Annotated in this window: 29 protein-coding genes and 1 riboswitch; of the genes, 18 read left to right on the top strand and 11 right to left on the bottom strand. The window is 63.9% G+C overall.

What is annotated here, in order from left to right:
- Positions 1-378 carry a hypothetical protein gene (locus AOP77_RS06555; RefSeq protein WP_062210927.1) on the bottom strand — a complete coding sequence of 126 codons (378 nt, stop codon included), beginning with the start codon at positions 376-378 and terminating at the stop codon, positions 1-3.
- 14 nt (positions 379-392) lie between these two features.
- Positions 393-508, bottom strand: a riboswitch (SAM riboswitch).
- Between the two features lie 130 nt (positions 509-638).
- Between AOP77_RS06555 and AOP77_RS12115 the strand changes: the two genes are divergently transcribed.
- Positions 639-1,553, top strand: coding sequence for a DUF8612 domain-containing protein (locus AOP77_RS12115; protein WP_084622370.1), 915 nt, complete (start codon positions 639-641; stop codon positions 1,551-1,553).
- 15 nt (positions 1,554-1,568) lie between these two features.
- Positions 1,569-1,859 carry a DUF4143 domain-containing protein gene (locus tag AOP77_RS06545; protein WP_062210920.1) on the top strand — a complete coding sequence of 97 codons (291 nt, stop codon included), beginning with the start codon at positions 1,569-1,571 and terminating at the stop codon, positions 1,857-1,859.
- 43 nt (positions 1,860-1,902) lie between these two features.
- Here the strand turns inward: AOP77_RS06545 and AOP77_RS06540 are convergent, their stop codons facing one another.
- Together AOP77_RS06540 and AOP77_RS06535 are read right to left on the bottom strand one after the other, a co-directional pair.
- A complete protein-coding gene (locus AOP77_RS06540; protein WP_062210917.1) occupies positions 1,903-2,085 on the bottom strand; it encodes a hypothetical protein in 183 nt (60 codons plus the stop codon).
- Positions 2,086-2,211: 126 nt separating this feature from the next.
- Positions 2,212-4,047 carry a cytochrome c biogenesis protein DipZ gene (locus AOP77_RS06535; RefSeq protein ID WP_062210914.1) on the bottom strand — a complete coding sequence of 612 codons (1,836 nt, stop codon included), beginning with the start codon at positions 4,045-4,047 and terminating at the stop codon, positions 2,212-2,214.
- 243 nt (positions 4,048-4,290) lie between these two features.
- Between AOP77_RS06535 and AOP77_RS06530 the strand changes: the two genes are divergently transcribed.
- From AOP77_RS06530 to AOP77_RS06515, 4 genes are all read left to right on the top strand, one after another.
- Positions 4,291-4,995: a fasciclin domain-containing protein gene (locus AOP77_RS06530; RefSeq protein ID WP_062210911.1), complete on the top strand. Its 705-nt coding sequence runs from the start codon at positions 4,291-4,293 to the stop codon at positions 4,993-4,995.
- A gap of 190 nt (positions 4,996-5,185) precedes the next feature.
- Entirely contained in the window at positions 5,186-5,698 is a 513-nt protein-coding gene (locus AOP77_RS06525) for an LURP-one-related/scramblase family protein (protein WP_062210908.1), read from the top strand.
- Between the two features lie 66 nt (positions 5,699-5,764).
- A complete protein-coding gene (locus AOP77_RS06520; RefSeq protein WP_062210905.1) occupies positions 5,765-6,136 on the top strand; it encodes a VOC family protein in 372 nt (123 codons plus the stop codon).
- A 47-nt stretch (positions 6,137-6,183) separates the two neighbouring features.
- Positions 6,184-7,035: an aldo/keto reductase gene (locus tag AOP77_RS06515; RefSeq protein WP_062210902.1), complete on the top strand. Its 852-nt coding sequence runs from the start codon at positions 6,184-6,186 to the stop codon at positions 7,033-7,035.
- Between the two features lie 43 nt (positions 7,036-7,078).
- Here the strand turns inward: AOP77_RS06515 and AOP77_RS06510 are convergent, their stop codons facing one another.
- The 4 genes from AOP77_RS06510 to AOP77_RS06495 all read right to left on the bottom strand — a co-directional run bounded on the left by AOP77_RS06510 (position 7,079) and on the right by AOP77_RS06495 (position 10,539).
- A complete protein-coding gene (locus AOP77_RS06510; protein ID WP_062210900.1) occupies positions 7,079-7,561 on the bottom strand; it encodes a DUF4190 domain-containing protein in 483 nt (160 codons plus the stop codon).
- A gap of 235 nt (positions 7,562-7,796) precedes the next feature.
- A complete protein-coding gene (locus AOP77_RS06505; RefSeq protein WP_062210897.1) occupies positions 7,797-8,576 on the bottom strand; it encodes a siderophore-interacting protein in 780 nt (259 codons plus the stop codon).
- A gap of 14 nt (positions 8,577-8,590) precedes the next feature.
- On the bottom strand, positions 8,591-9,241 hold the full coding sequence (locus AOP77_RS06500) for an NAD(P)-dependent oxidoreductase (RefSeq protein ID WP_062210894.1): 651 nt from the start codon (positions 9,239-9,241) through the stop codon (positions 8,591-8,593).
- Between the two features lie 68 nt (positions 9,242-9,309).
- The gene (locus AOP77_RS06495) at positions 9,310-10,539 is read right to left on the bottom strand and encodes an MFS transporter (RefSeq protein ID WP_062210891.1); all 1,230 of its coding nucleotides are present in this window, start codon (positions 10,537-10,539) and stop codon (positions 9,310-9,312) included.
- Positions 10,540-10,764: 225 nt separating this feature from the next.
- On the opposite strand from AOP77_RS06495, the gene AOP77_RS06490 reads away from it, so the two are divergent.
- From AOP77_RS06490 to AOP77_RS06455, 8 genes are all read left to right on the top strand, one after another.
- Positions 10,765-11,364: a Pr6Pr family membrane protein gene (locus tag AOP77_RS06490; RefSeq protein ID WP_152649791.1), complete on the top strand. Its 600-nt coding sequence runs from the start codon at positions 10,765-10,767 to the stop codon at positions 11,362-11,364.
- 10 nt (positions 11,365-11,374) lie between these two features.
- The gene (locus AOP77_RS06485; RefSeq protein ID WP_062210884.1) at positions 11,375-12,376 is read left to right on the top strand and encodes a CE1 family esterase; all 1,002 of its coding nucleotides are present in this window, start codon (positions 11,375-11,377) and stop codon (positions 12,374-12,376) included.
- 36 nt (positions 12,377-12,412) lie between these two features.
- Positions 12,413-13,771, top strand: a complete 1,359-nt coding sequence (locus AOP77_RS06480; RefSeq protein WP_062210881.1) for an APC family permease — start codon at positions 12,413-12,415, stop codon at positions 13,769-13,771.
- Positions 13,772-13,845: 74 nt separating this feature from the next.
- The gene (locus AOP77_RS06475; RefSeq protein ID WP_062210877.1) at positions 13,846-14,547 is read left to right on the top strand and encodes a Pr6Pr family membrane protein; all 702 of its coding nucleotides are present in this window, start codon (positions 13,846-13,848) and stop codon (positions 14,545-14,547) included.
- Positions 14,548-14,586: 39 nt separating this feature from the next.
- Entirely contained in the window at positions 14,587-15,489 is a 903-nt protein-coding gene (locus AOP77_RS06470; protein ID WP_062210874.1) for a cation diffusion facilitator family transporter, read from the top strand.
- Between the two features lie 115 nt (positions 15,490-15,604).
- On the top strand, positions 15,605-17,440 hold the full coding sequence (locus AOP77_RS06465; RefSeq protein WP_062210872.1) for a BCCT family transporter: 1,836 nt from the start codon (positions 15,605-15,607) through the stop codon (positions 17,438-17,440).
- Positions 17,441-17,506: 66 nt separating this feature from the next.
- Positions 17,507-17,953, top strand: coding sequence for a hypothetical protein (locus tag AOP77_RS06460; protein WP_062210869.1), 447 nt, complete (start codon positions 17,507-17,509; stop codon positions 17,951-17,953).
- 93 nt (positions 17,954-18,046) lie between these two features.
- Complete coding sequence (locus AOP77_RS06455) at positions 18,047-18,589, top strand: DUF305 domain-containing protein (RefSeq protein ID WP_062210866.1); 543 nt, start codon at positions 18,047-18,049, stop codon at positions 18,587-18,589.
- A gap of 36 nt (positions 18,590-18,625) precedes the next feature.
- Here the strand turns inward: AOP77_RS06455 and AOP77_RS06450 are convergent, their stop codons facing one another.
- Positions 18,626-19,123, bottom strand: a complete 498-nt coding sequence (locus AOP77_RS06450) for a GyrI-like domain-containing protein (RefSeq protein ID WP_062210863.1) — start codon at positions 19,121-19,123, stop codon at positions 18,626-18,628.
- Between the two features lie 4 nt (positions 19,124-19,127).
- The gene (locus tag AOP77_RS06445; RefSeq protein WP_084622431.1) at positions 19,128-19,856 is read right to left on the bottom strand and encodes a flavodoxin family protein; all 729 of its coding nucleotides are present in this window, start codon (positions 19,854-19,856) and stop codon (positions 19,128-19,130) included.
- A gap of 53 nt (positions 19,857-19,909) precedes the next feature.
- Between AOP77_RS06445 and AOP77_RS06440 the strand changes: the two genes are divergently transcribed.
- Positions 19,910-20,614, top strand: a complete 705-nt coding sequence (locus tag AOP77_RS06440) for a Pr6Pr family membrane protein (RefSeq protein ID WP_062210856.1) — start codon at positions 19,910-19,912, stop codon at positions 20,612-20,614.
- Here the strand turns inward: AOP77_RS06440 and AOP77_RS06435 are convergent.
- Entirely contained in the window at positions 20,575-20,781 is a 207-nt protein-coding gene (locus tag AOP77_RS06435; protein WP_201774094.1) for a YkvA family protein, read from the bottom strand. The genes AOP77_RS06440 and AOP77_RS06435 overlap by 40 nt on opposite strands.
- A 158-nt stretch (positions 20,782-20,939) precedes the next feature.
- A complete protein-coding gene (locus AOP77_RS06430) occupies positions 20,940-21,440 on the bottom strand; it encodes a beta-class carbonic anhydrase (RefSeq protein WP_062210850.1) in 501 nt (166 codons plus the stop codon).
- Positions 21,441-21,706: 266 nt separating this feature from the next.
- Between AOP77_RS06430 and AOP77_RS06425 the strand changes: the two genes are divergently transcribed.
- From AOP77_RS06425 to galK, 3 genes are all read left to right on the top strand, one after another.
- A complete protein-coding gene (locus tag AOP77_RS06425) occupies positions 21,707-22,477 on the top strand; it encodes an SDR family NAD(P)-dependent oxidoreductase (protein WP_062210847.1) in 771 nt (256 codons plus the stop codon).
- Between the two features lie 235 nt (positions 22,478-22,712).
- Positions 22,713-23,879 (top strand): galactose-1-phosphate uridylyltransferase, encoded by a 1,167-nt coding sequence (gene galT, locus AOP77_RS06420; protein ID WP_062210844.1) that lies wholly within the window; start codon positions 22,713-22,715, stop codon positions 23,877-23,879.
- The gene (gene galK, locus AOP77_RS06415; RefSeq protein WP_062210841.1) at positions 23,879-25,039 is read left to right on the top strand and encodes a galactokinase; all 1,161 of its coding nucleotides are present in this window, start codon (positions 23,879-23,881) and stop codon (positions 25,037-25,039) included. Before galT ends, galK begins: the two co-directional genes overlap by 1 nt.
- Positions 25,040-25,100 lie beyond the last annotated feature (61 nt).

The raw sequence follows: 25,100 nt of genomic DNA, 5'->3' as shown, positions 1-25,100 counted from the left end.
TCAGGCACGCTCGACCCAGAAGTGTGTGGCACCAATGTGAGCCACGCTGCGCAAGGCGCCGTCTGCGTTGACGACGTACAGTGCTCGCTCGCACGTCGAATCGTGGCACACGGTCTTGGCGATGGGGCCCCACCCTTGCACGTAGCCCTCGAACCACAGTGCCCACACCGAGTCACCGGGCTTGAGCGCAAGGTCAAGTGGCGCACCGATCCAGACGAGCGGCCGGCGGTCTCCGTCCGCGACGGCGATGTGGTCACTGGCGCCGGCGCCAAACTCGACCGTGGTGACCGTGCGCCTCTGATATTTGGCGCGGCGCCTGCCGTACTTGAGGTCGTTGAGCGGGAGCAGGTGAATCTTGGGTGAGGATGCATCGAACATGGCGATTCCTTAGGTGTCCGTTCTTCCCGTGCGCCGGTTGGCGACGGGCAGATCTTCCTCCGGGGGCACCGTGTGCGGGACGCGGTTGCCAGTCGGCCTGCCGGAGGGCGTGTGGCCGAGCTTCTTGATCTTCATTCACCCTACTCAATGACTCCGACAATGGCCTGCGCTGGTGGATTGGCTCGACACGCGACGACTGCCAACCTGCAAAAACCGCTACTCACTAGCCGCAAAAACCGCTAGTGGCCACACTTTTTGACATGACCGAATCGGCAGTAAACCCAGCAGGGTACCTCCCGCGCCTCACTGACGCTGCCCTCAAACGAGCCCTGGCAGCGTCACCCATCGTTCTAGTCGACGGACCTCGAGCTGTAGGGAAGACAACCTCGGCCGCGCGAGAAGCAGCATCAACACTGAGGCTTCCCCACGACCTGGCAAGGCTGACGGCGAGTCCAGAAGAGAACCTGCGTGGCCTCGCGCGTCCCGTACTCATAGATGAGTGGCAACTCGCTGGCGTTGATCTGCTGTGGACGTTGAAGCAGCTGTTCGACGTAGACCTAACCCCAGGACAGTTCCTACTTGCCGGGAGCGTCGAGCCGGCGACTTATGGGCCGACTTTCCCGCTGACGGGCCGCGCGACGAGGATTGTCATGCGGCCAATGAGCCAGGCTGAAATTCGTGGTGACGGTGCGCACCCGTCGTTCTTAGAACGCCTAGTGAACGGTGAGCGCCCGACTCCCACAGCCGGGCGCAGCGGCGCGTTTTCGCTCGACGGGATTGCCACCTCCGAATTCCCCGCCGTGCGAGCATGGGCAGACCCCGCGACCTTCCTGGAGGGCTACGCTGCGCTGGTGGCGCAACGGGCGGGCGACGAGGGACGAGACGCCTCCCGCCTGCTCACTACAATGCGCGTCCTCGCAACCCTCGAGTCACAAGCGGTCCCTGCGCGGCGGGTGTGGGAGGCCGCGGACATCAACAAGACCACCTGGGCAAACCACGAGGCTCTCTTGGCACGCACCCACATCACGGAGCCGAGCCCGGCCTATGAGAGCAACCGCCTGGCACGCCTCACCACCTACCCCAAGAGCTACCTGGCGGATACGGCCCTTGCTCTAACGCTCGCTGGCCTCACCACGGCCAACCTCGAGGCCGAACACTCGTTGGCCGGCCAATAACTCGAATCCCACGCGATGCACCAACTGCGTCCTCAAGTCGACGCCGTACGCGGCTCACTATTCCACCTTCGCACCGGCGCCAGTGAGCACGAGGTTGATGCAATCGTTACCGAGGGCCTTGAGCTCTTTGCCTTCGAGGTGAAGTATGGAACGCGACCCACGGCACGCGATGCGCGGCACCTCGCATGGCTCCGAGATCAGCGTGGAGACTCGTTCACCGCTAACTTTGTTGCCCACACAGGAGGCGACTCCTTCCTCATCGAGGACCGGATCTGGGCAATGCCGGTGAGCGCCCTAGCGACATAGCGAGCGCGCGCCAGGACGACAGCGCCCAGGCTTCCTAGCAGCGTTAGTCCGCTATCTCCGCCGCGCCGGATGACTGCGACTGCTTGACGCGGAACCACCAGTACACGGCGGTCAACGCGAACAGGATGAAACCCAAGAATGCCAACCACAACAGCGCCTTCACTAGAAATCCGACGATTCCGAGCGCCAGGAACACGATCAACAGGACGATGAGAAAATATTTCATGCCATGACGGTACGGCACATCACCCCCTTTTCCGTCGTCTGACGCCCTCGAGGAACTACACCGAGAACGGCAAACGCCCGGTCCCCTCTCAGCGAGGACCGGGCGCTCAGGTGGTGCCGAACAAGATCACCCGAAGGTGAAGGAGTACGCCTCCACGCCCTGGCTCACCTGGACGTCGAGCACGTGCTGCCCGTCGCCCACGTCGTTGACCAAGGCGTAGGACCTCGGCGTACCGTCCACGTCAATCACGGTCTCGGTGCCGTCATCGAGCGTCACGGTCACCTGCCCCGTGCCAGCCAGCACCATCTCCACCACGGTTGCGTGGAAGTTCAGCCGGACGCTCGCTCCGTCCGCGGTGGGGGTCGCGTACTGCGTCTGGATGTCCCAGTCGCCGTCAAGCGCGAAGGTGTCGTCGCCCTGAGAGTCAGGGAACGAATACGAGCCCTCTCCCGGCGCGTAACGATCCGTACCGGCGTAGTTGAGGTCCTTGGACGATCCCAGGAAGGTCTCCTGGGTGGTGGAGCCCAGGTCAGGGGTGTCGTCCACAGTCTCGGTCGCCTTGGGCAGCTCCACGTCCGGATCAGCGTCCTCGAGCAACTCGCGGATGAGCTTCTCGGTCGTGGCGTAGTTGCCCTCGCCAAACGCGATGTGGCGAACGGTGCCCTCGGCGTCGATCAGGTAGTGCGCGGGCCAGTAGCGGTTGCGGTAGTTAGTCCAGGTGGACAGGTTGTTGTCGAGTGCGACCGGGTAGGTGATGCCAAAGTCCTTGGCGCCGGCGGCTACGTTGCCCGCGTCCTTCTCGAACGCGTACTCGGGCGAATGCACTCCAATGACGTTCAGGCCGGCATCGCGGTAAGCGTCGTCCCAGCCCACCACGTGAGGGATGGAGCGCTGGCAATTGATGCAGGAGTAGGCCCAGAAGTCCACGAGCACTACCTCACCCTTCAGGTCCGCAAGGTCAATTTCTGCACCACCAGGAGTATTGAGCCACGAGTCGATGCCCTTGATGCTGGGCGCGGTGCCGCAAGACTCGAGTTCGGGAGCACCGTCGGTGCAAAGGTCAAGGTCCTTGTTCTCGTCGTTAATCAGGCCACCAAGCGCGAGTGCGTCACGCGCACTCTCGTTGTCCGTGAGCTGCGTCTGCACGCCCGCGGTGTAGTCGGGGAGGAGGGTCTGCAGTTTCTGCGGAACGTTGAAGGCGAGGCCCACCGCGAGAGCGATCATGGCGACTCCAGCGGCGACGCGCAGTCCGCGCTCACGCTTGCGGAACGCTTTGACGCGCTCCGCAAGACCGCGGCCGGCGAGGGCGAAGAACAGCAGCGGCACAGCGACGCCGATCGCGAATGAGAGCGTCAAGATGACCGTGCCTATCCCGATCTGACCGGTGGAGCCGGCGACGATGATTGCCGCGAGAACCGGTCCCGCGCAGGGCACAAATACTGCGCCTAGGGCAAGGCCCACTCCGAACCCACTGCGCTTAGCGTCCACGTTGCGCTTGGGCAGGAACGCGAAGGGCTTCTCCAGGATGAACTCGAACTTGGGAACAATCAGACCGATACCGATGAGCACCAAGACGATCGTGCCCACCCAACGGATGATGTCCTGCGGGAGGTTCAGCGCGCTGAGGAGCACCGAGCCCACCAGGGTGACGAGCGTGAAGCTCGTGACCAGGCCCGCAATCACGAAGTAGGGACGCCACCGCGAGACCTCAGGCTGGGCGACCGGCATAGCATCGGCGTCGACTCCCGCCTTAATGACTCCAGCAGAGCCGGCCCGGATCGCGGCGCCTGCCCCCACCTGGCCGCCAATTCCCGCTGCTACCTTCTCGCGGGCAGGTGCGGCCGTGCGGGTGCGGGCTGACTGCGCGCCGCCCGTTAAGAAGATGACCGGTAGGACCGGCAGGATGCAGGGCGAGATGCCCGTGATAAGACCGCCGAGCAGTCCGATGATGATGAGTTCCATGGCGTAAGCCTCCGTTGAGTTACGGAGGGTTCGCCCGGGAGGGTGGCCCGGATTGCCCGAGGCGCCGATGCCGCCGATTTACCTGGGAATTTGTGAGTAACCAAATCATTCTGAAGATTGCCACCAATCCGGCCCGATGCATCGGGCGAACCTCCTGTGAAGCCGCACACCGCGGCGGGCAACCCACCAGGGAAGCCACAGACCGAAGTCCGTTCCGGCGGGCGACACACTATGGAGGAAATCATGGCTACACGCACTAAGAAGCTGACCTCAGGATTCGCGCTGGTCTTTGCCGGCGCACTCGCCCTCTCCGCTTGCTCCTCGTCCGGCTCGGACGATGCGGTAGAGAACACCGACTCGGCCCCCGCAATGTCCACCGAGGCTCCTGCCCCCACCCCCGCCATGTCGGACGACGCGATGGCAGAGGACGACGCCATGATGGACCCGGCCGCCAACCTCGTGGGTGCCGCCTGCGCCGACTACGCCGCAGCGGTTCCGGAAGGCGCAGGCTCCGTCCAGGGCATGTCTCAGGACCCGGTCGCGGTTGCCGCATCGAACAACCCGCTGCTCACCACGCTCGTGGCGGCAGTGAGCGGCCAGCTCAACCCCGACGTCGACCTCGTTGACACCCTCAACGGAGACGAGTTCACGGTGTTCGCACCGGTTGACGACGCGTTCGGCAAGATCGACGCAGACACCATCGAGGTCCTCAAGACCGACAGTGACCTGCTCAGCTCCATTCTGACCTACCACGTGATCCCCGGCCAGATCGAGCCCGACGACATCGACGGCACCTTCACCACCGTCAATGGCGCTGACCTCACCGTGACCGGTACCGGCGACGACATCATGGTCAACGGCGAGTCCAACGTCATCTGCGGTGGCGTCCAGACCGCCAACGCGACCGTGTACCTGGTCGACACGGTGCTCATGCCCCCGGCTAACTAACAGCCGGTTAGTACCCCCCAACGGCGGCGGCCGATGCCAACTCAGGTTGGCATCGGCCGCTGTTTTCGTCGTGGGGTAGGCCGGCAACAAAACGTGGCGAACTGGCATGCGATTCACGTCGCGTTGTGAGCCTCGCGGGAGGTAGATTCGGGGTTGCCGGCTTAATCCACGCGACCCCCTGGAGAATCCCATGGCCATCCCGCCGCCGATTGACGGCTTTGCCCGGTACCTGATGAAGAGCAAGTTCGGTGCGGGCCGCGACTTCAAGGTGCTTGACCCCAACACCGAGGAGCAACTGTTCCTCATTGACGGCCACATTGGGACGCGCCCCAAGGCGGAAGTCAAGGGACCCGACGGGAAGGACCTCTACAAGGTTCGCGGCAAGCTACTCGGAATCCCCAAGCGCATTGACGTTGCCGACGCCAGCGGCGAGCATGTGGCGCACCTGCACGCGAAGCCGTTCAAGTTTGTCCACGACAAGATCGAGATCACGTTCGCCAACGGCGACGAGTGGCTCGTAGTCGGCAGTGTCATGGAGAAGTCCTACACGGTCAACGACTCGAACGACCGTCACGTCATGCAGATCACCCAGAAGTGGGTCACGATGCGCGACAAGTTCATCATGGACGTCGCCGATGGCGTGGATCCTGGCCTCGCCTTCGCCGTGATGTGGGCGATTGACCGCTGGGTCGAGCACGACTGATCCAGTGCGGAACTGACGCTACCGATGCATACTGAGAATCCACATCCGTAGCGAACGGCGACCACCATGGCCCACGGCGACATCACGCACATCGACATCCCAGTGGCGGAGCTCGGCGCCGCATCTCAGTTCTACTCTGACCTTTTCGGGTGGAAGATCGCGGAGATCCCCGGGTTCGAGGGCTACCCCATGTGGTCTGCCCCCAACGGCATCAGTGGCGGCGGCTTAGCACCCCGTTCCGAGGGATTCACGCAGCCGCGTTCGTACGTGGAGGTCGACTCGATCGACGACACCCTCGCCGCCGCGGTTGCCGCGGGTGCGACAGTGACGATGGCCAAGGACCAGATTTCGGAGACGAGCTGGTGGGCGGTCTTCAACGATCCGGATGGAAACAGCATCGGGCTGTATGAAGGCGTCACCGACGCGTCCGGCGAGTAGCCCCGGGCCTTGTGGTGACCTCCGCGCTGAGGTAATAGCCTGGAGGAATGACTCAGACACCCACACACCAGCTCAACGACGGCCACTCGATCCCCGCCATCGGATTCGGGACTTATCCACTCAAGGGCGAAGAGGGGCGCGACGTCGTTCACTCCGCTCTCGACAACGGCTACCGCCTATTGGACTCTGCGACCAACTACGAGAACGAGGGGGCAGTCGGCCGTGGGTTGCACGACTTCCTCGAGGAGACGGGCGTGTCTCGAGACGAGGTGACCGTGCAGAGCAAGCTCGCCGGTCGACACCACGACTACGACACAGCGTTGGCCGCCGGATATGAGTCAGTCGCCCGACTAGGTTTGGATCGCCTCGACGTGCTGCTGATCCACTGGCCCAACCCCATCACCAACAAGTACCGCGAGGCGTGGCGCGCGCTCGTGGAACTCCAGAAGCGTGGACTAGTCCGCAGCATCGGGGTCTCCAACTTCACCGCCCAACACCTCGCAGACATCATCGAGGACTCCGGCGTGACGCCCGCGATCAACCAGATCGAGCTCCACCCGTACTTCGTCCAGGAGTCGATGCGCGCTACGCACGACAAGCTTGGAATCGTCACCGAGGCGTGGAGCCCGCTGGGCAAGCGCAGCGCGCCGTTCGACGAGGCCCCAGTCGCCGATGCAGCGAAGGCCCACGGTGTGACACCCGCCCAGGTGATCCTGCGCTGGCACGCGCAGATCGGCTCGCTTCCACTTCCCAAGTCGTCGACGCCTTCACGTCAAGAGGAGAACCTGAATGTGTTTGGGTTCGAACTGACCGATGCTGAGGTCGCGGCGATCTCCGGGCTCACCAAGCCCGATGGTCGACTCTTCGATGGCGACCCGGACACACACGAGGAGATGTAGCATCTGCCGTCACCGTCACCATCGCTCGGCGCACTGACTGTCTTCAGTCGGCCGATACCCCAAATGCCGCGATCAGAACGAACCAAAAGACCGCGAGCGCGATACCCGTCGCAATCGCTAAGTAGCCGGTGACCAGTCCGGCTATGGCGAATCCCTTGCCACCCACCGGTCGCTGAGATTTCTTTACCTGGCTCAGACCTACGTGCCCACACACCACGGCAGCGATGCCCAACAGCGGCACCAGCACTGCAAACAGCCAACCGATCGTGAGCGCCGCTATTCCTAGGCACATCGACGTCACGGTGATGCCGAGGGTGGGCGGCTTCACCGCGTAGGTGGCCGGGAACTGTGAATAGCCCTGCGCGTATTGCGGATACGGGGGCGGCGGGGGCACGGCCGGATAGTTTGACGGTGCCGTCGGATAGTTTGCCGGAGCCGCAGGAGGTGGCGGTGGAGGCACCTGCGCGTACTGCGGCTGCGCGGGCGCCGCTCCGTCCGGCTGCTGCTCGTTTCCCTCAACGGACACGGCCTTCTCCTCATCATTCGAGCTGGCTCACCGAGTGCGCGATCCCTGCGCACTGGTCGCGGATGTTTGCGGACAGGCTAGCGCAGTTCCTTAGGAAGATCCCTGCGCCGGCCCACTCTGTTGGGCGTTGTCCGTGCCTGTGGCGCCTTCACGAAGTTGTTCTGCCATGCGCCAATGATGGCCACCTCCGGGCGCAGCGGCCAGCATCACATGGCGAAACTATCAGGGGAAGGTGTCAGTCCTCAGCCTCCATGGCGGCGTTGAACTCGGCCTTGCTGGACTGCCAGCCGTCCTCATTCATGCCGGTGCGCCAATATCCGGAGATCGACACCTGATCGCGCGGTACTCCCACCTGCTTGAACAGGTACCTGCGCAACGGCTTGATCATGTCCGCGTTGCCGTGGACGAAGGCCTCGACTCGCCCCTCTGGAACGGCCGCACGCATCACGGTCAGCGTCAGCGCCTCGCCGTACCCAAGAGGCCGGCCGGCCGGAGTCTTGTGCTCATCGCGGTGGACCCAGGTGATCTCGGTGCGCGAGGTCTCGCGTAGTGGTTGGTGGTGCGCACCGGAGGCGACCTCCACAAAAACCCGTGCCACAGCATCGTCCGGAAGCGCCTCGAGCGCCGCCGCGATGGCGGGAATTGCCGCCTCGTCGCCCACAAAGAGATGCGCATCGGCTTGAGCGTTGGGACGCCACTTGCCACCGGGGCCGTTGAACGAGATCTCGTCGCCGGGCTGAGCTCGCGCAGCCCAGGGCCCCGCGAGCCCCTCGTCGCCGTGGATGACGAAGTCAATCGCCATCTCGTTGACCTCACGATCGAACGAGCGAATCGTGTACGTACGCGTCACGTCACCGAACTTGAACTTGACGTAGTGATCCGTGTGCGTGAGCTCGGGGAGCGCGCGCAGGCCGTCGCCGGTGAGGATCACTCGGATCATATTGGGCGCCACTGGCTCAGTGCGGGAAACGGTCGCGGTGTGCAGCGGTCGGGGAGGCCGCTTGTCTTTACTCATGTAGCCAGGCTAGATCAGTATGCGAACGTGACTTGCTGGCGCGTGTGGTCATGCGACTCGATTTCGTCGACCACTGCCTGACCAAAGTCAGGCCCGGAGATCACCGAATCCCCAGCATCGTCCGTCACAACAACGTCGCCGCCCACTCGGTAATGGCCCGTGGACTCGCCCGGCGCGTAGGAGCCGAACGTGCGGGCAGGGCTCACAAAGAGCCAGTCGAGGTCGTCAGTCCGTGCCTGCAGGTCCTGGAGGACTCCGAACATCTCCATGGCCTCCTCCGCGAAGGCCGCCGGGGCCTGTCCCGACTCGGCGAACGTGGGCTCGCCTGCCGCGGGGCGCAGTGCGCTGGCGCCGCCGATCACTACCAACCTGACCCCAGACTCGGCCGCCTCGTTGGCGAGTTCCGCGTAAAGACTTCGCACCCGACCCGTCATGTCGCCGCGAGGAGACAGTGCGGCGACCAACACATCGGTAGCCGTCAGGGAGTCGGCCCGCACTGCGGCGTCAGTGATGGAACCCACCTCATAGCTCACGCCGTCGAGTAGATCGGACGAGTGGGGTAGGCGACGGCTGTAGGACGCGACCTCATGATCGCGGGTGATCGCGTCGGCGACGATGGCGCCGCCCGCGTAGCCGGTGCCGCCTAGAACTGTGATGCGTGCCATGAGTGATGCTCCTGTGCTCGGGTTGTCGCGGGTGTTTGCTACTTCAGCAACGCCCGTGGGCCCGGCCACTATTCCGGGTGCGTGAAGCGATTGCGTCCCGCAAAAGCGACAAACCCACCCTGACCTGCCGCGAGCAGCGCCGCGAATACCAGCACGGGCGTCCAGCTGTCGGCGAGTTCATAGAGGAGCCCGGACATGATGGGGCCGAGCGAGGCAATCAGATAACCCACCGACTGCGACATTGCCGACAGCCTTCCTGAGTCTTGTGGAGTGCGGGCGCGCACCGACATCAGGGTTAGGGCAACCACCAGGGACGCGCCAGCACTTGCACCGGCGAAGGCCACCCAGACCACCACGAGGCCTGGCAGCACCAGCAAGCCGACCATGGCGACGACCATGAGTCCGGCGGTGGCCATTCCCACGCCGCGCTGGTCGTGGCGACCATGCAACACCGGACCGGCTACGAGTCCGCCGATGATGCCGGCCAACTGGAAAATCACCAGGTGCCAGCCGGCCTCTGACTCCCCCACTCCGTGCGACGACTCGATGGATGGTAGCCAGGTGATGAGCAGGTAGAAGACAGAGGACTGCAGCGCCATCACGAGGGCGACCTGCCAGGCGACGCTCGATCTCCACATGGACCGGGCGGCACTGGGCGCCATAGTGGCGGGGATAGGAACGGGGCGTGCGGCCTGGGCTCCGCGCAGGCGGAACACCCACACGCCCGCCGCGATCAGCGCTGGGATGGCCCAGACTCCCAGTGCCAACTCCCAGTTGGCGGAGCTAGCAATGGGGACCGCGATGCCCGACGCGACGGCCGCGAAGCCGCTCATGACGGCCGAGTACAGGCCGGTCATGAGCGAGACCTTCTGAGGGAAGTCCCGCTTGACTATCGCGGGCATCAGCACGTTTGCCACCGCGATGGCTGCGGCAAGCAGCACCGTACCCACCCACAGCCAACCGCTGAAGCCTGGCAGTGACCGCACCACAGTTCCGAGGGTCAGGAGTAGCAGTGCGCCAAACACCGCTCGGTCGGCGCCGAACTTTGACGACAGCCGGTGGACCAGCGGCGACACTACTCCGAAGGTGAGAATCGGCAGCGCCCCAAGAACGCCGAGCGCCCCGGCGGACAGGCCGGTGTCGGTTCCTACGCGGTCGATGATGGGGCCGAGTGCCGTAATCGCGCCCCGCAGGTTCGCCGCGACGACGAGGACCGTGACGGCGAGTAGCAGGTACGACGGCGCACGGCCCGAGGAGGGCGTAAGCGCTGGCGCGGCGCTTGATGCTGGCGTGTTCATTGCTCTAAGTGTCACCGACATCCGGGGTGCCAATGGACCGCCACTGGCCCCGTTTCACGCGGCTAGACCTGGACGCGAGGTTCGCTGGCAAACAACGGATCGGTTGTCGCATCCCACAGCAACCGCGACTCCAGCGCTTGCATCTGGACTCCTTTCTTGTGCCCAAAGTCCGTCAAAGGTAAGCGCAGGAGCGTGCGGAAGAGCCCGGGCAGTAGCATCAGACGCATGAACAGAGTTGTGAGATTTGCGCGCGTCGCGGCCGTCTTGATCATTCTTGCTGCGATCACCACGGATGCTGCTCGAGCAATATCGCTCGGCACCTTCGAGTTCTTCAACTTTTTTGGGTACTTCACCATCCAGACCAACCTGATCGGGGCGACTGCACTCGGGCTGGCCGTTGCCCACACTGGCCGCGAGCGGCCGCGCTGGCTCGAGTACCTTCGAGCAAGCGCTACCGTCTACCTGGTTATCGTGACGACCGTGTATTGGACGCTACTCGCGCCCACGTCGGAACCGGACGTCGTGTGGACCAACCTGGTACTCCATCTGTTCAGCGGCATCTTTGTCCTGGCGGATTGGCTAGTTGAGGGTCCCCGCCACAGCTTGCCTGCCTCACATTTCTGGGTAGTGCTGCTCTATCCCGCTGCGTGGCTCACCGTGGTACTCATCCGAGGCGCCACTGATGGCTGGGTCCCCTATCCGTTCCTCGAGCCGGGCAACGGCTACGCGTCGGTCGCAATCGTGGTCGGCGGCATACTCGCTGTCGGTACCATCCTCGCGCTGCTGATTTTCAGGTCGACCCGATGGCGGCTAGTCACGCCGTAGGCTGGCATACATGCTTATTGCGATTGGTGTCATCGGCGGACTCGCCATCGTTGCGCTGGTGGGCTGGATCGTGTTCTATGCGCCTCAGCCGTCCGCGCCCACACTAGACAACGACGTGTCGCGACTATCGATCAAGGTAGGCGACATCAACCGCGACTACATTGCGGTGGTGCCGGCTCACCTCACACCCGGCGCCCCCCTTTGGGTAGTGCTCCACGGCGCTAGCTCCAATGCTGAAGACATGCGCTTCATCACTGGCTACCAGTTCGAAGAACTCGCGGCCCGCGAAGGATTTGTCGTGGTGTACCCCGACGGCTACAAACGCAGTTGGCACGACTGCCGCACGGCCACCAAGTACCCCGCACGCGCTGAGGGCATCGACGATGTCGCGTTCCTCACCTCTCTCGTGGCGGACCTGACCCAGAAGCACGGCCTCGACGCCGGGCGCGCGTACGGCTTCGGCTATTCCAACGGCGCCCACATGCTCTACAAGATGCTTGCCCAAAGCCCCAAGACGTTCGCCGTCATCGTGGCCAATGCGGCGAACCTGTCGGAGCCCGGCAGCTCCGACTGCATCAACTTCAGCATCCCCAAGCCAGTCATGTTGGTCGAAGGCACCAGGGACCCACTCAATCCCTTCGCCGGCGGGAGGGCGGGCAGTCGCGGCAATCCGCTCGGCGAGGTGAAGTCGGCGATCGACTCTGCCATTGCCTTCGCTCGCGTCAACGGCGTGGCCGGGCCAGCATCGGATCCTGGCATCAACAGCGTGGAGGGTGCCCCGGTTCGCACCCTGGTTGCCGGGGTCGAGGGCAAGCGCCGGTCGGTGGTCCTCAAGGAGTTCGGCGGAGGCAGTGGCGTTCCCGTGCGGCTCTACGCAGTCAAGGGCGGAGGGCACGTGGTCCCGAACACGGGCTACCGAGCCCCGCGCATGATGGGTCGTAGCTCCAAGAACTTCGACGCACCCATCGTGGCCTGGGAATTTACAGAGGCATTGACGCGTAGCAAGAAGTAGAAGCGACAACCAGCCCCTCTGCGAAGGAGTAACGCGATGGCCAAAATCGACGGCGGTGCCGAGGGTAAATCAGCAGATCGCACCGAGGCCGGCTACCGCGAGAACAGCCTGACGCTACGCGGCGCAATCGCGATGGGCACCGGCGTCATGGTGGGTGCAGGCATCTTTGCGCTGACGGGTCAGGTTGCCGAACTAGCCGGACCACTCTTCCCGCTCGCCTTCCTGGCGGCCGCGGGCGTGGCCGGACTCAGTGCCTACGCCTACGTCAAGGTCACTCGGGTGAATCCGTCGGCTGGCGGGATCGCCATGATCCTGACTCAGGCCTACGGCCGCCGCACCATCGCTGCCGGGTCAGCGATGCTCATGGCGCTGTCGATGGTGCTCAACGAAGCACTGGTAGCGCGCACCTTCGGCACCTACATCCTCAGGCCATTCGGCGGTGGTCCGCCGTGGCTCATCTCGGTGCTCGCCGTCGCGCTGGTAGCCGCCGCCGTCGGCATCAATCTGGCTCGCAATGAATCCATTTCCTGGGTGCAGACAGTCGGCGCAGTCATCAAGATCGGCGGAATCGGGTTGCTCGCGATCGCCGCGATCGCCGTTTCTGGCTTCAGCTACAAGGCCGCCGACGAGGGCCTGGCTCAAGGGACCAGCATCGGCGGATTTGTCGCCGCCACCGCGCTGGCGGTACTCGCCTACAAGGGATTCACCACCATCACCAACGACGGCGCGGAACTTAAAGAGCCCCGGCGCAATGTTGGCCGGGCCATCATCATCTCGCTGAGCATCTGTGCCGCGCTCTACGTGATGGTGAGCTTCAGCGTAGGGGCGTCGCTGTCGGTCAGCGAGATCGTCGACGCCAAGGACTACTCACTCGCGCAGGCCGCACAGCCCGCGCTCGGGCAGTTCGGCATCAACGCCACCGTGGTGGTGGCGGTCGTCGCGACCGTCACGGGACTGATCGCGAGCCTATTCGCCGTATCTCGCATGCTCACCATGGTCACCGACATGAAGATGATCCCCCACCGTCACTTTGGTTTGCCGGGGACCATGAGGCAGCATGTGCTGGTCTACGTCGGAGTCGTGGCCGCGGTGCTCGCCGCGACGCTTGGGTTGTCGGCCATCGCCGCCGTAGGCATCATCGTCTACCTGATCATGGACATCGCCCTCCAGTGGGGAGTGCTTCGTCACCTGCGCAAAGAAGTGAAGGCAAAGGCTTGGGTCATCATTGCCGCCCTCGCTGCGGACGTGACGGCACTGGTCGCGTTCGTACTGATCCGGGGCGCCGAGGCTCCTTGGGTGATCGTCGGCGCGGCGGTCGCGATGGTTGTCGTGTTCGGCTTCGAGGCTTGGTACTTACGGCGACACCCCGAGAACGACGAGGTGGGGCAGAAGTAGCTTCGAACAAAGTTTTTAGGGGATTTTTAACGTAAAGGCCACGCAAAGCCCGCCGCAAAAGCGCCAAAAGGGACATGGGCTCGGCGGCAACCCGAGGGCGCGCCGATGCGGATCCCACATCGCGTTCAGGTAACGCTAAGGTCAAGAACGTGTACGCAACGGTGCGGACGTTAAGAGTGCTCGCCGCCCTCGGCATTATGGCCGCGGTGGTGGCCTCGGCCCTGCCCTCGATGACCGATGGCACCTTCAAGTTCTTCAATACCTACGGGTTCTTCACCAACCAGACCAACGCGATTGCGGCCGCCGCACTGATCGTCGCCGCCATCTATACCCGTAGCCCACGGCCCGACTGGGTGGAACTGCTGCGAGCATCGGCCGCGGTGTATCTGACCGTCGTCACGATTATCTACTGGCTACTCCTGGCGCCCTTTCATGACCCCGCGGTGCCGTGGGCAAACACCGTGCTGCACCTGGCGAGCGGCATCATCGTGGTCGCCGACTGGCTTATCGCGGGCCCGCGCCGCCCCCTGCCGCTGGGCAAGATGTGGGTGGTACTCATCTACCCGGCGCTGTGGCTAGGCGTCATTCTGGCCCGCGGCATTACCGACGGTTGGGTGCCCTATCCGTTCCTCAACCCCAACAATGGATACGCATACATTGCGACCATCTGCATCGTGATGGTGAGCGTGGGCGCGCTCTTCTCCGCCGTGTACTTCCGAGCTCCGCGCTGGCGCCCCGACCCCACCCACGTGCCTGCCACTCAGGCCTCGGCGTAGGGGCTGTTGCGCCGCCGATGCGGCGCGTAGCCTGTTGGGATGAGTGGAAGCCACAGTCACACGGGGCACGCCGGTGGACGACACCGCTGGCGGCTCGCGGTCTCGTTCGGCCTAATCCTGGCATTCTTTGTGGTCGAGCTCATCAGCGCCATCACATCTGGCTCGCTTGCCCTGCTGACGGATGCCGGGCACATGGCCGCCGACGTCGTCGCCTTGGGCGCCGCCCTCATCGCGACCCGAGTCGCCACCCGTCCCGACCGCACCGGAACCCGCTCGTACGGAAGCTACCGCGCCGAGGTTTTTGCCTCTGGGCTTACGGTCTTGCTGATGTGGGGCGTCAGCATCTACGTGGTGGTGGAGGCGATCGGCCGCATTGGCGACGAGCCGGAACTCGCGTCAGGAACCATGCTGGTGGTTGGCGTGGTGGGACTCGTTGTCAACCTGGCGGCTTTGATGCTCTTGCGCGGCGGCTCCAAGGAGTCGATCAACGTCAAGGGCGCGTACCTCGAGGTTTTCGCCGATGCGCTAGGTTCCGTGGGGGTCATTGCGGCGGGCATTCTGGTGCGCACCACCGGCAACGGGATGTGGGACACGGTGATTGCACTCGCGATCGGGGCCTTCGTGGCAGTCCGTGCCACGATTCTTGGGCGCGAGGTAGTGCACGTGCTCGCGCAGCACGCGCCAGCTGGCGCCGATCCCCGCCAGATTGACCTCGACCTGCTTTCCATCGAGGGCGTAGAAGGGGTCCATGATCTTCATGTGTGGACGCTCACCTCCGGCATGGACGTCGCCACGGCACATCTCGTGGCCAGCCCTGACGCGGATCCCACCGCGGTGCTCAGCGCCGCGCGGACGTTGCTGCGCGAGACCTACTCCCTTGCCCACGCGACCATTCAGGTGGAGTACGCCAAGGATGAGAGCTGCCACGAGGCGGATTGGTAGAAGACCAGGGACTTTTCCGCGTCACGGGGGCGCGGCTAGCCCGATGGGGCTAGCGTAGAAGCGCAACCCCTTCCATTTCTTACGATCCAGCCTTACCTCAGCACAGGGAGAGTCGATGGCGACCGAGCAGGACGTTCACACCCCGATGACCAAGTCGACACTAGGCAAGTCCGTTTTCTGGCCTGCGTCGATCCTGATTCTGGGCTTCTGTCTCTATGCCATCATCTGGCCCGACTCCGCCGAGGCGTTGTTTGAGCAGATCCAGTCCGGCATCGTCTCCGGCTTTGGCTGGTACTACGTTCTCATTGCGGCCGTGTTCGTGGCATTCACGTTGTTCATCGGCTTCAGCAGGTTCGGCAACATCAAGCTGGGCAAGGACGAGGACAAGCCGGCATTCTCGCTGTTCTCGTGGTTCGCGCTTCTGTTCGCCGCGGGAATGGGAATCGGACTGGTGTTCTACGGTGTTGCGGAGCCCCTCGCCCACTACGCAGACCCGCGCCCGGGTGTCACCGGGACTCCAGAGCAACTCGCGCAGGCCTCTATGACGCAGACCTTCCTGCACTGGGGCATCCACGCGTGGTCCATTTACATCGTGGTGGGTGTCTCGATCGCGTATGCCGTGCACCGGCGCGGCCGGCCGGTCTCCATCCGCTGGGCACTCGAGCCACTGATGGGCGACAAGGTCAAAGGCCGCTGGGGCGACGTGATCGACGTGACCGCCGTGGTGGGAACGATGTTCGGTGTCGCCACCTCTCTGGGACTCGGCGTACTGCAGATGAGTTCGGGCCTCGACTCTGCTGGAATCGCTCAGCCCACCACCAGCACACAGATCATGCTGATCGGAATCATCACCGTTTTCACCATCTTCTCGCTGGTCACGGGCCTGCAGAAGGGCATGAAGTGGCTATCCAGCATTAACCTCGCACTCGCCGGAGCGATCCTGCTCTACGTATTGTTCGCGGGACCTACGCTGTTCATCCTGCGTGAGTTTGTCCAGGATGTGGGCGCGTACGTACAGAGCTTTGTGGGACTGAGTTTCAATGTCTCGGCCTACGCCGGCGAGGCCGGCGAGCAGTGGCAGGCGGCCTGGACAACGTTCTACTGGGGCTGGTGGATCTCCTGGGCACCGTTCGTCGGCATCTTCATCGCACGCGTCTCAAAGGGCCGAACCGTGCGCGAATTCGTGTGGGGCGTACTGCTCGTCCCGACGTCGATCGCATTCCTGTGGTTCGCCACACTCGGTGGCACGGCAATTTACCGGGAGCTCTACGGGGACGGCGGACTGATCGGGCCCAACGGTGAGGTGGATTACAACGGTTCACTGTTCGCCATGCTGGACGGGCTACCCGGAGGCGCCGCGGCATCGTACGGCGCGATCCTACTGATCGGCCTGTTCTTCATCACATCCTCGGACTCGGGCTCCCTCGTACTCGGTATGCTGACCTCCGGCGGCGCGGAGAACCCGCGCCAGTGGCTGCGAGTGTTTTGGGCAGTCACCACCGCGCTGGTGGCTATCGCGCTCCTGCTCAGTGGCGGCCTTACCGCGCTTCAGACGGCGGCGATCATTACCGCCCTGCCGTTCTCGGTGGTAATGATCGGCATGATGCTGGCCACCCTTAAGGCGTTCAGATACGAGCATCAGGTCTATCTCCGCGGTAACCGCGCCGAGTTTGTTGAGCACATTACCGATCACGTGGGCGACGAGTACGGCCTCGAATCTGCTGACCAGGAAACAGCGCCAATCAAGTACAAGGTGTCCTGGCTTCAGAAGCTTGGGCGCGCTCCCGAACGGGATGACCGGCCAACCGGCCAGGCCAGCGGACCTCGCGGGGTAAGGGCGGCCACCCCAAACTCGGAAGCGATCGCTGACGAGGACCACATCAGCCCGTCCTTCACGAACTCGACCACCGACGAGATCGTGACACCGGTGGAGGGCGACACTCGCGAATAGATTGGTGCATGGCCAACGGTCCGTGGGGCCACGACACCTCCCAATGAACTGTAAAATTGGGCCACTGTGAAGATCGTCTCACGCATGCGCAAGAGCCTGAAGGCACACTCGCGCGCCCACGTGGCGATGCTGATCGCCGCCGCGCTACTTGTCGCGGTCGGGTACGGAACCTCGCACCATTCGATCGCCGACCCCGCGGGCATGACGACCCCTGAGCACGCAGTAGCTGACGCTCACGGGCACGGTGCGGACCACGGATCGGGCTCGCCCGCGCTTGCGGCACCGTTTGAGTCCATTCAAGGTGCCTGCGACTCGATGTGCGGATCTCCCTCTGACCTTGCGATGGCGTGCCTGATGCTCGCGATTGCGATCATTGCTCTAGCGGGCACCATTAGGGCGCCAAGGCTTACTCGCGTGATCGCCATGAGCCAACGCACTATGCACGTGGTCTGCTCCTCGGTCTGGCCTCCTACCCGCCCTCACCTTCACGTACTCGGAATCAGTCGAACCTAGGCCGGGAGTCAGTGGCGTTACGACGCCTAGACCTAGCACGCCGTATTGCGTGCACTCCCCCCTCTTCCTCAACTGAACCGAAAGACAACTCTCATGAATCGTCCCACCCAGTTCGCGGCGCTCTGCGTCGCCACCGCCCTCTTCATCTCCGGTTGCGCCAGCGCCGCGGAGAGTCCCACCGGCCTGGCACCAACTACTGATTCCGGATCCAACCAAACGGATGTGGCCTTCGCACAGATGATGATCCCCCACCACGCGGATGCCATCGCCATATCGGAGGCTCTTCTTGAGTCCGAGGGTGTGCGCGACGAGGTCGCGGAACTTGCGCACAACATCATCAAGTCACAGCGCTCTGAGAACGTCGCCATGGCCGAATGGCTCACTGCACAGGATGCTGCCGTCCCCAACGACGCGCCAGTCGTCGACGCATCAACTGAGGACATTGCGGCGCTCACGCCCGGCGAACGCGAAGACGCCTTCCTCGCAGCCATGATCTCTCACCATGAACACGGCGTGATGATGGCCGACAACGCCGCAGCGAAGGGTGGTTCAGACTTCATGGTGGAACTGGAACGCGAGATGTCTGCGGCCCAGTCAGAAGAGATTGCGACCATGCAGAGCTGGCTCGACTCGTAACACCGAGCTTGAGTAGCGCGCCCTGACCGGGGCGTGCTACTCAAGCGTCAGGATGGCTACCTCTACGGGACCCTCAAGCCCCTCCTCGCCCTCGCGCGGATCGTCTAGGTAGAGCTCCACGCGCGATGCCCACTTGCCGTCGACGCCGGGCTCGACGTCAAAGTTGAGGTCCTTCAGATCCGCCCACATCAAGGTTTCGCGCGTCACTTCCTCCAGATGCGCGTAGGGACCTTCGAATGACCCCACGGCGTAGCGCCCAGCGGGTAGAACATCTGCGACGTAGGGCAGGTCGATCCAGGTGTTCTCCGGGATCACCCAGCCCACCTCGATGGTGAACGGGCCCCGCATGTCGAGCTTGCGGTACCTCACGAGCGACGGCCCGCTGGGGTTGATGCCACGTGCGGCCAGGTAGACATCGAGTTGTGTATAAGCTGCGCCGATTCGCTCGCCAATGTCGTGCATCGTCACCGTCACGGGCAGCGCCACATAGGTCACGGGTTCGCGGTTTTCCACGCGGTAGGTTGCGTTCGACACTTGGCTACGCCCTGTACTCAGGGTTGGGATGGTCGAAGCGAGCGCCATCGCTCCATTCCTCGCTGGAGTTGCCTCCGCTGGGATACCCCCCAGAGTCCTTGAGCCACCGCGCCGCGTGCATCAAGTTCCACGTCATGAAGGTGGTGTTGCGGCGGGTGAAGTCGGTCTCGGGTCCGCCGCTGCCCTCGTCCAGGTAGGACGGCCCCGGCCCCACGGGCCCAATCCAACCAGCATCGGCGTTGGGTGGAATCGTGTAGCCCAGATGCTGCAGCGAGTACAGGACGTTCATTGCTACGTGCTTGATGCCGTCTTCGTTGCCGGTGACAAGGACGCCTGCCGTGCGCCCGTAATAGAGAAACTGGCCGCGGTCATTCGTCTGTCCCGACAGTGCGTAGAGACGCTCAATCACTCGTGTTGCCACCGACGACTTGTCGCCCAACCAAATCGGGGTGCCGATCACCAGGATGTCGGCGTCAAGGATCCGATGCTTCAGATCCGGCCACCCGTCGCTCGCCTGGCCACCGCCGGGAACGTCCTCGCGCATATCCGGGTAGACGCCCGGAGCCAAATCGCAGTCCACGGCGCGGACCACGTCCACCTCCACTCCGTGCTCACGCATGATGGCGATCGAGTTGTCCATCAGCCCCTGAGTGTGGCTGAGCTCGGGACTGGGTTTGAGCGTGCAATTCACAAAACACGCTTTGAGGTCGGTGAAATCTGTATCTGTACTCATGGTTCCGACGCTACGCGAGGGGAGGAACCCTCGCCACCCCATAGTCTGAGCCAGTGAACAAAGCCGTCCTTGCCTCCCGCCTGACCATGATGGGGCTGATTGCCTCCGCACTATTGGCGACCCTGACGGATACCTCTGGGCGGGTGCCGTCGTCGTTCTCCGAGATCGCCACGTACTTCACGTTCCAGGCGAACGTGATTGCCATGGCTACCTGGGGAGCGCTGGTCTTCTACGCGCTGCGCCGACAGCGCCACGGTGTTGCAAGCCCGCACTGGCTGGAATACGGCCGCGCTTTTACCGCCGCCAACCTGGTCACGATTGGCGCGATCTATTGGATTGCCATCGCGCCCCTGGGTCTCCAAGACGGGCCACAACTCATCTATGTGATGGTCATCTCGCACCTCGTCACGCCGATGTACGCCGTCGCCGAGCAGTTGCTCGTGGGACCTCGGCGACCGCTGCCCTGGCGCCACGTGTGGTGGATGACGACGTATGCGACGGTGTGGGTATGCATCGCAGTGCTTAGGTCGTGGCAGGGTCAACCAGCCGTGTACGAGTACTTGGACACGGCGTTGGGCGCAGCGGCAATCGCTGGCGGTCTGGCCTGGAACTACGCGATCCTGTTCGCAGCATCAGCAGGGGCGATGAGAATTCGGCGTTGGCGCCGTTGGGACGAGGGTGGTTCTGGCAGCTCAGGTGCTGCGAGTAATCCCAGGGGTCAGCGAACCGGCTCGGCGTCAATAATGACCCCGTCGTAGGCCAACTGCGCTTCCCACTTCTGCTTCTCACGCGTGGCGAGCATCGCCATCACGCCCCACATGCCGAGGTCGTCAATGAGACCCACGGGGCCGAGGATGAAATCGGGGATGAAATCGAGTGGCCACAGCGTGTAGACAATCGTGCCAGCAAAAGCCAGCCACGTCATCGGCGCCAATTTGTATTGGCCCGTGCGGACCGCAGTAAAGAACTTCCACCACATGCTCACACCTCCGTCGTCCCTCGGAGCATGGGCTTCCATTCGCTCCCACGCTCTATGTGGCTTTCTAGGCTACGCCGAGAATCGACGTTGGACCAGAGTTTGCGCTACGCGGAGGGCGAAGTAACCTCACGCAGTTCTCCCGAGTGCACGTCAAAAACGAATCCGCGTACCTGCGTAGCATCCACGAGGAAAGGGTTGCGACGCACGCGCTCAATGGACTGGCGAAGGTCCGCGTCTAGGTCGCGGAAGCTCTCGGGACTCCAGGTGGGCTTGAGTCCAGTCTCGTCCAGAAGCTGGTTGCGCAGCTCGTCGTCGGTGAACGTGAGTGCGCCACAATCCGTGTGGTGAACCAAGACGATCTCGCGGGTGCCGAGCTTGCGCTGCGAGATGACCAAGGAGCGGATCACGTCGTCCGTCACCACTCCCCCTGCATTGCGGACAATGTGCGCATCGCCAAGGTCGAGTCCGAGCATGGCAAAGGTGTCTAAGCGGGAGTCCATGCAAGACACCACCGCGAGCTTGAGCTTGGGGGGCAGCGGGAGATCCGGCGTGAAACCCTCGGCGTACGCACGGTTGTTCTCTACTAGCTGATCAGCAACTGACATAAGCTCCTCCATCGTTCAGGCGCACAGCGATGGCTCGGGCCGCGCGGGACTCCGTTCAGAATAGGGCACCATTCGTGCTCAACCCAACACTCGCCAGTAGTCACCACTCTGCCCGTGACGCGGCCTCACCATTCGTCTTACCGAGCCCGGGTTTCACCATCAGAAGAGGCTCCGTCGCGGCTTGGGTTAACACGAGGCGCGGGCATAGACTCATCCCGGCGAATCGAATTGATTCGACCTACTCAATTTTGCCGCGAGAGGTCCCCATGTCACGCATCTTCATCACCGGATCTGCCCAAGGAATTGGTGCCGAGTGCGCGCGGCAACTCCTCGCGGCGGGACACGAGGTGGTGCTGCATGCACGCAACGCACGACGAGCCTCCACCGCACTGGCTGCGAACCCTACGGCTAGCGCCGTCGTGGCAGGTGAACTGGCGGACATGTGCTCAACACGCGCCCTCGCAGCGGCGGCCCAGGCGGCCGGTCCGTTCGACGTCATCATTCACAACGCCGGGGTGGGCGGCGGCAACGGTGACCGCACCGAAACTGTCGACGGCCTAGAGCGCATTTTCCAGATCAACGTGGTCGCGCCCTACATCCTCACCTGTCTGATGCCGCTCGCTCCACGGATGGTCTACCTGACTTCCGGGCTGGAGGCCAACGGCCATTGGGCGGCTGACGACCTGCAATGGAATAGTCGGGACTGGGACAGCATGCAGGCATATTCCGACTCCAAACTGCATGACTCGATGCTGAGCCTTGAGCTCGCCGCCCGTCACCCCGAGTCCGTCATCAACGTCGTTGACCCCGGTTGGATCAGGACTCAACTCGGAGGCCCCGACGCATGGGACTCGGTCGAAGACGGCGCCGAAAGTCAGGTGTGGCTCGCAACATCACACGAGGCAGTAGCCACCACTACGGGTCAATACGTGAAGCGCCGCGAAGTTCTCGAACCAAACCCCATCACCCAGGACGCCGAGGCTCGCGCGGCCCTGGTAGCCGAACTCGAGCGCGTCACCAGACTCCGTTTGCCGTAAGGGCGCCACTCCGTCGGGCGCACATTTCCCCCTCATGTCGCTCCCGCCGCGCGGACGCGGAGGGGTCCGGCTCCACCCGGGCAGTTTCCTGGGGAGGCGTCCCAACAATTGCCGCGAGCGCCCGCATCGGCTATTGTTCACGTTAACATCGTGTTGCAATGGCGCGGTGAAGAGTTGGGCTGTGCGCGGTCACAGTCTCCGATGAAGGGCACCAATGAGTTCCGGGTCACAGGCAATGAAGCCAGGCAACGAGGAAATAGCTCGCGATAAGGCGATCCGCGTCAGTCGTGATCACCTCGCGGACGGCCGCGAGATCATCTACTTCGACGACCGCGGCGCCACGCTGCCGACGGCTCGCAAGGCCGATTCCCGCACCCTCGACCCGCGTCCCGCCACAGCCAACGCACGTCAGGACCCCCTGACCGGCGAGTGGATTTCTGTAGCAGCCGCCCGTCAGAACCGCGTCATGCTGCCGCCGGCTCACCTGGACCCGCTGGCGCCACAGTCCCCCACCAACCCGTCCGAGGTCCCCGACAACTACGACGTCGCCGTCTTTGAAAACCGGTCGCCATCGTTCGGCCCCCAGCCCACCATCGAGGGCGTCGGCTTCACCGCGGCGATTGGCCTTGAGCGCACCGCCCAGTCCGCGGGCCGTTGCGAGGTGGTGTGCTTCTCCCCCGAGCACGATGGCTCGTTCGCGTCACTGGGCGATCTCCGCGCTCGCACCGTCATCGAGGCCTGGGCGCACCGCACCGCAGAGCTGTCCAAGGTTCCCGCAGTCAAGCAGGTGTTCCCGTTCGAGAACAGGGGCGAGGCCATCGGCGTCACACTTCACCACCCTCACGGCCAGATCTACTCGTACCCGTACGTCACGCCGCGCACCCAGCGCCTACAGGCCAGTGTTGCGGACTACGGCCAGTCCCTCATGTCGGACATCCTCGACCGCGAGCGCGAGGGCGGTCGCGTACTGATCGCCGGTGAGTACTGGACCGCGTTTGTTCCCTTCGCGGCCCGCTGGCCCGTGGAGATTCACGTCCTGCCTCACCGCGACGTCCCCGACTTCGCCCACACTTCGCTCGAGGAGCGTGACGAACTCGCCTCGCTCTACCCCCGCCTCCTGCGTGGAGTCGACGCGCTCTACGACACCCCCACCCCGTACATCGGCGCGTGGCACCAAGCCCCACTCGAGGGCGGCGACGGCATCCGACTGATGGCCCAGGTCACGAGCCCGCGTCGCGCGGCTGACAAGCTCAAGTTCCTCGCCGGCTCCGAGGCCGCCATGGGCGCCTGGATAGCCGACGTCTCTCCCGAGGTGGCCGCCGAGAACCTGCGCGAAGCGATCGCCCGCGCCGATGCATCGGCCGCCCAATCTTCGAACACAAGCCCCCAGAAGGACGCCTGATGACTGCCACCGAACCCGCCACTCCGAACCTCGCCCTTGGCGGCGTCTGGTCCGCCCCGGGCCGCGTCAACCTGATTGGCGAGCACACCGACTACAACGGCGGACTAGTGCTTCCCCTCGCAATCGACCGCCGCACCACGTGCACCGTCACTCCGCGCGAGGACCGCATCCTGCGCGTCACCTCGACTGCGGGCGACGGCACTGCGATCGAATTGAGCATCGACGACCTCGCGGCCGATGCCGTGGCTGGCTGGTCCGCCTACGTCCTTGGCGTGGCGTGGGCTTTGGGCGAGATGGGCGCCGACTTGTCCGGCGTCACGGGTCTCAACATAGAGCTCGACTCGGACGTGCCGATCGGCGCGGGACTGTCCTCCTCCGCCGCGATCGAGTGCTCCGTCGCGGTCGCACTGAATGACCTGTGGGACCTTGGCCTGGCGCCGATGGAGCTCGCTCGCGCGGGTCGGCTCGCAGAGAACAGCGCCGTGGGCGCCCCCACTGGAATCATGGATCAGGCAGCCTCGATGCTAGGCGAGCAGGACCACGCGGTGTTCCTGGACTGCATGACCGAGGAGGCCCAAACGGTGCCGCTGCACCTCGAGGAGAACCACCTGGCGTTGCTGATTGTCGATACCCGCGTCGAGCACGCTCATGCGACCGGCGGGTACGCCTCCCGCCGTGCCTCGTGTGAGAAGGGCGCCGCTGCGATGGGCGTCGCGTTGCTCAGCGAGCTGTCCGTGGTCGACTTACCCGAGCTGCAGAGACGCGTCGATGAGGAGACCTTCCGCCGCTGTCGCCACATCATCACGGAGAACCAGCGAGTGCTCGATACCGTCGAGGCGCTGCGCACCAAGGGACCCCTCGCGATCGGCGACTTGCTGTGTGCGGGCCACGCCTCGATGCGCGACGATTTTGAGATCTCGGTGCCGGAGATGGACCTCGCAGTCGAGACCGCGATGGCGAACGGCGCGATTGGCGCCCGGCTCACCGGTGGTGGCTTTGGTGGCTCAATGGTCGCCCTGGTGCGCGACGGTGACGTCGATGCCATCTCCGCAGCGGTCGCCGCAGCATTCGCGGGCGCGGGCTACACGGAGCCGCACTCGTTCACCGTTCACGCGGCCTCCGGCGCTCGGCGCGACCACTCCGGATCAACCACTGCGTGAACATAGGGTGCGGAAGCGGGCTCAAAGCAACCATTTCCTGAACGCAGGAGAGGTGGGGATG

Source organism: Demequina oxidasica, assembly GCF_000975115.1.
In the GTDB taxonomy this organism is placed as follows: Bacteria; Actinomycetota; Actinomycetes; order Actinomycetales; family Demequinaceae; genus Demequina; species Demequina oxidasica.
The sequence above is the reverse complement of the archived record's forward strand: the minus strand, read 5'-3'. Positions and strand labels throughout refer to the sequence as shown.

What these genes read in the sequence shown, in the direction of transcription:
- AOP77_RS06555 (WP_062210927.1), bottom strand. Translation starts at nt 378, where the DNA reads ATGTTCGATGCATCCTCACCCAAGATTCACCTGCTCCCGCTCAACGAC.
- AOP77_RS12115 (WP_084622370.1), top strand. Translation starts at nt 639, where the DNA reads ATGACCGAATCGGCAGTAAACCCAGCAGGGTACCTCCCGCGCCTCACT.
- AOP77_RS06545 (WP_062210920.1), top strand. Translation starts at nt 1,569, where the DNA reads ATGCACCAACTGCGTCCTCAAGTCGACGCCGTACGCGGCTCACTATTC.
- AOP77_RS06540 (WP_062210917.1), bottom strand. Translation starts at nt 2,085, where the DNA reads ATGAAATATTTTCTCATCGTCCTGTTGATCGTGTTCCTGGCGCTCGGA.
- AOP77_RS06535 (WP_062210914.1), bottom strand. Translation starts at nt 4,047, where the DNA reads ATGGAACTCATCATCATCGGACTGCTCGGCGGTCTTATCACGGGCATC.
- AOP77_RS06530 (WP_062210911.1), top strand. Translation starts at nt 4,291, where the DNA reads ATGGCTACACGCACTAAGAAGCTGACCTCAGGATTCGCGCTGGTCTTT.
- AOP77_RS06525 (WP_062210908.1), top strand. Translation starts at nt 5,186, where the DNA reads ATGGCCATCCCGCCGCCGATTGACGGCTTTGCCCGGTACCTGATGAAG.
- AOP77_RS06520 (WP_062210905.1), top strand. Translation starts at nt 5,765, where the DNA reads ATGGCCCACGGCGACATCACGCACATCGACATCCCAGTGGCGGAGCTC.
- AOP77_RS06515 (WP_062210902.1), top strand. Translation starts at nt 6,184, where the DNA reads ATGACTCAGACACCCACACACCAGCTCAACGACGGCCACTCGATCCCC.
- AOP77_RS06505 (WP_062210897.1), bottom strand. Translation starts at nt 8,576, where the DNA reads ATGAGTAAAGACAAGCGGCCTCCCCGACCGCTGCACACCGCGACCGTT.
- AOP77_RS06500 (WP_062210894.1), bottom strand. Translation starts at nt 9,241, where the DNA reads ATGGCACGCATCACAGTTCTAGGCGGCACCGGCTACGCGGGCGGCGCC.
- AOP77_RS06495 (WP_062210891.1), bottom strand. Translation starts at nt 10,539, where the DNA reads ATGAACACGCCAGCATCAAGCGCCGCGCCAGCGCTTACGCCCTCCTCG.
- AOP77_RS06490 (WP_152649791.1), top strand. Translation starts at nt 10,765, where the DNA reads ATGAACAGAGTTGTGAGATTTGCGCGCGTCGCGGCCGTCTTGATCATT.
- AOP77_RS06485 (WP_062210884.1), top strand. Translation starts at nt 11,375, where the DNA reads ATGCTTATTGCGATTGGTGTCATCGGCGGACTCGCCATCGTTGCGCTG.
- AOP77_RS06480 (WP_062210881.1), top strand. Translation starts at nt 12,413, where the DNA reads ATGGCCAAAATCGACGGCGGTGCCGAGGGTAAATCAGCAGATCGCACC.
- AOP77_RS06475 (WP_062210877.1), top strand. Translation starts at nt 13,846, where the DNA reads ATGGGCTCGGCGGCAACCCGAGGGCGCGCCGATGCGGATCCCACATCG.
- AOP77_RS06470 (WP_062210874.1), top strand. Translation starts at nt 14,587, where the DNA reads ATGAGTGGAAGCCACAGTCACACGGGGCACGCCGGTGGACGACACCGC.
- AOP77_RS06465 (WP_062210872.1), top strand. Translation starts at nt 15,605, where the DNA reads ATGGCGACCGAGCAGGACGTTCACACCCCGATGACCAAGTCGACACTA.
- AOP77_RS06455 (WP_062210866.1), top strand. Translation starts at nt 18,047, where the DNA reads ATGAATCGTCCCACCCAGTTCGCGGCGCTCTGCGTCGCCACCGCCCTC.
- AOP77_RS06445 (WP_084622431.1), bottom strand. Translation starts at nt 19,856, where the DNA reads ATGAGTACAGATACAGATTTCACCGACCTCAAAGCGTGTTTTGTGAAT.
- AOP77_RS06435 (WP_201774094.1), bottom strand. Translation starts at nt 20,781, where the DNA reads ATGACGTGGCTGGCTTTTGCTGGCACGATTGTCTACACGCTGTGGCCA.
- AOP77_RS06430 (WP_062210850.1), bottom strand. Translation starts at nt 21,440, where the DNA reads ATGTCAGTTGCTGATCAGCTAGTAGAGAACAACCGTGCGTACGCCGAG.
- AOP77_RS06425 (WP_062210847.1), top strand. Translation starts at nt 21,707, where the DNA reads ATGTCACGCATCTTCATCACCGGATCTGCCCAAGGAATTGGTGCCGAG.
- galT (WP_062210844.1), top strand. Translation starts at nt 22,713, where the DNA reads ATGAAGCCAGGCAACGAGGAAATAGCTCGCGATAAGGCGATCCGCGTC.
- galK (WP_062210841.1), top strand. Translation starts at nt 23,879, where the DNA reads ATGACTGCCACCGAACCCGCCACTCCGAACCTCGCCCTTGGCGGCGTC.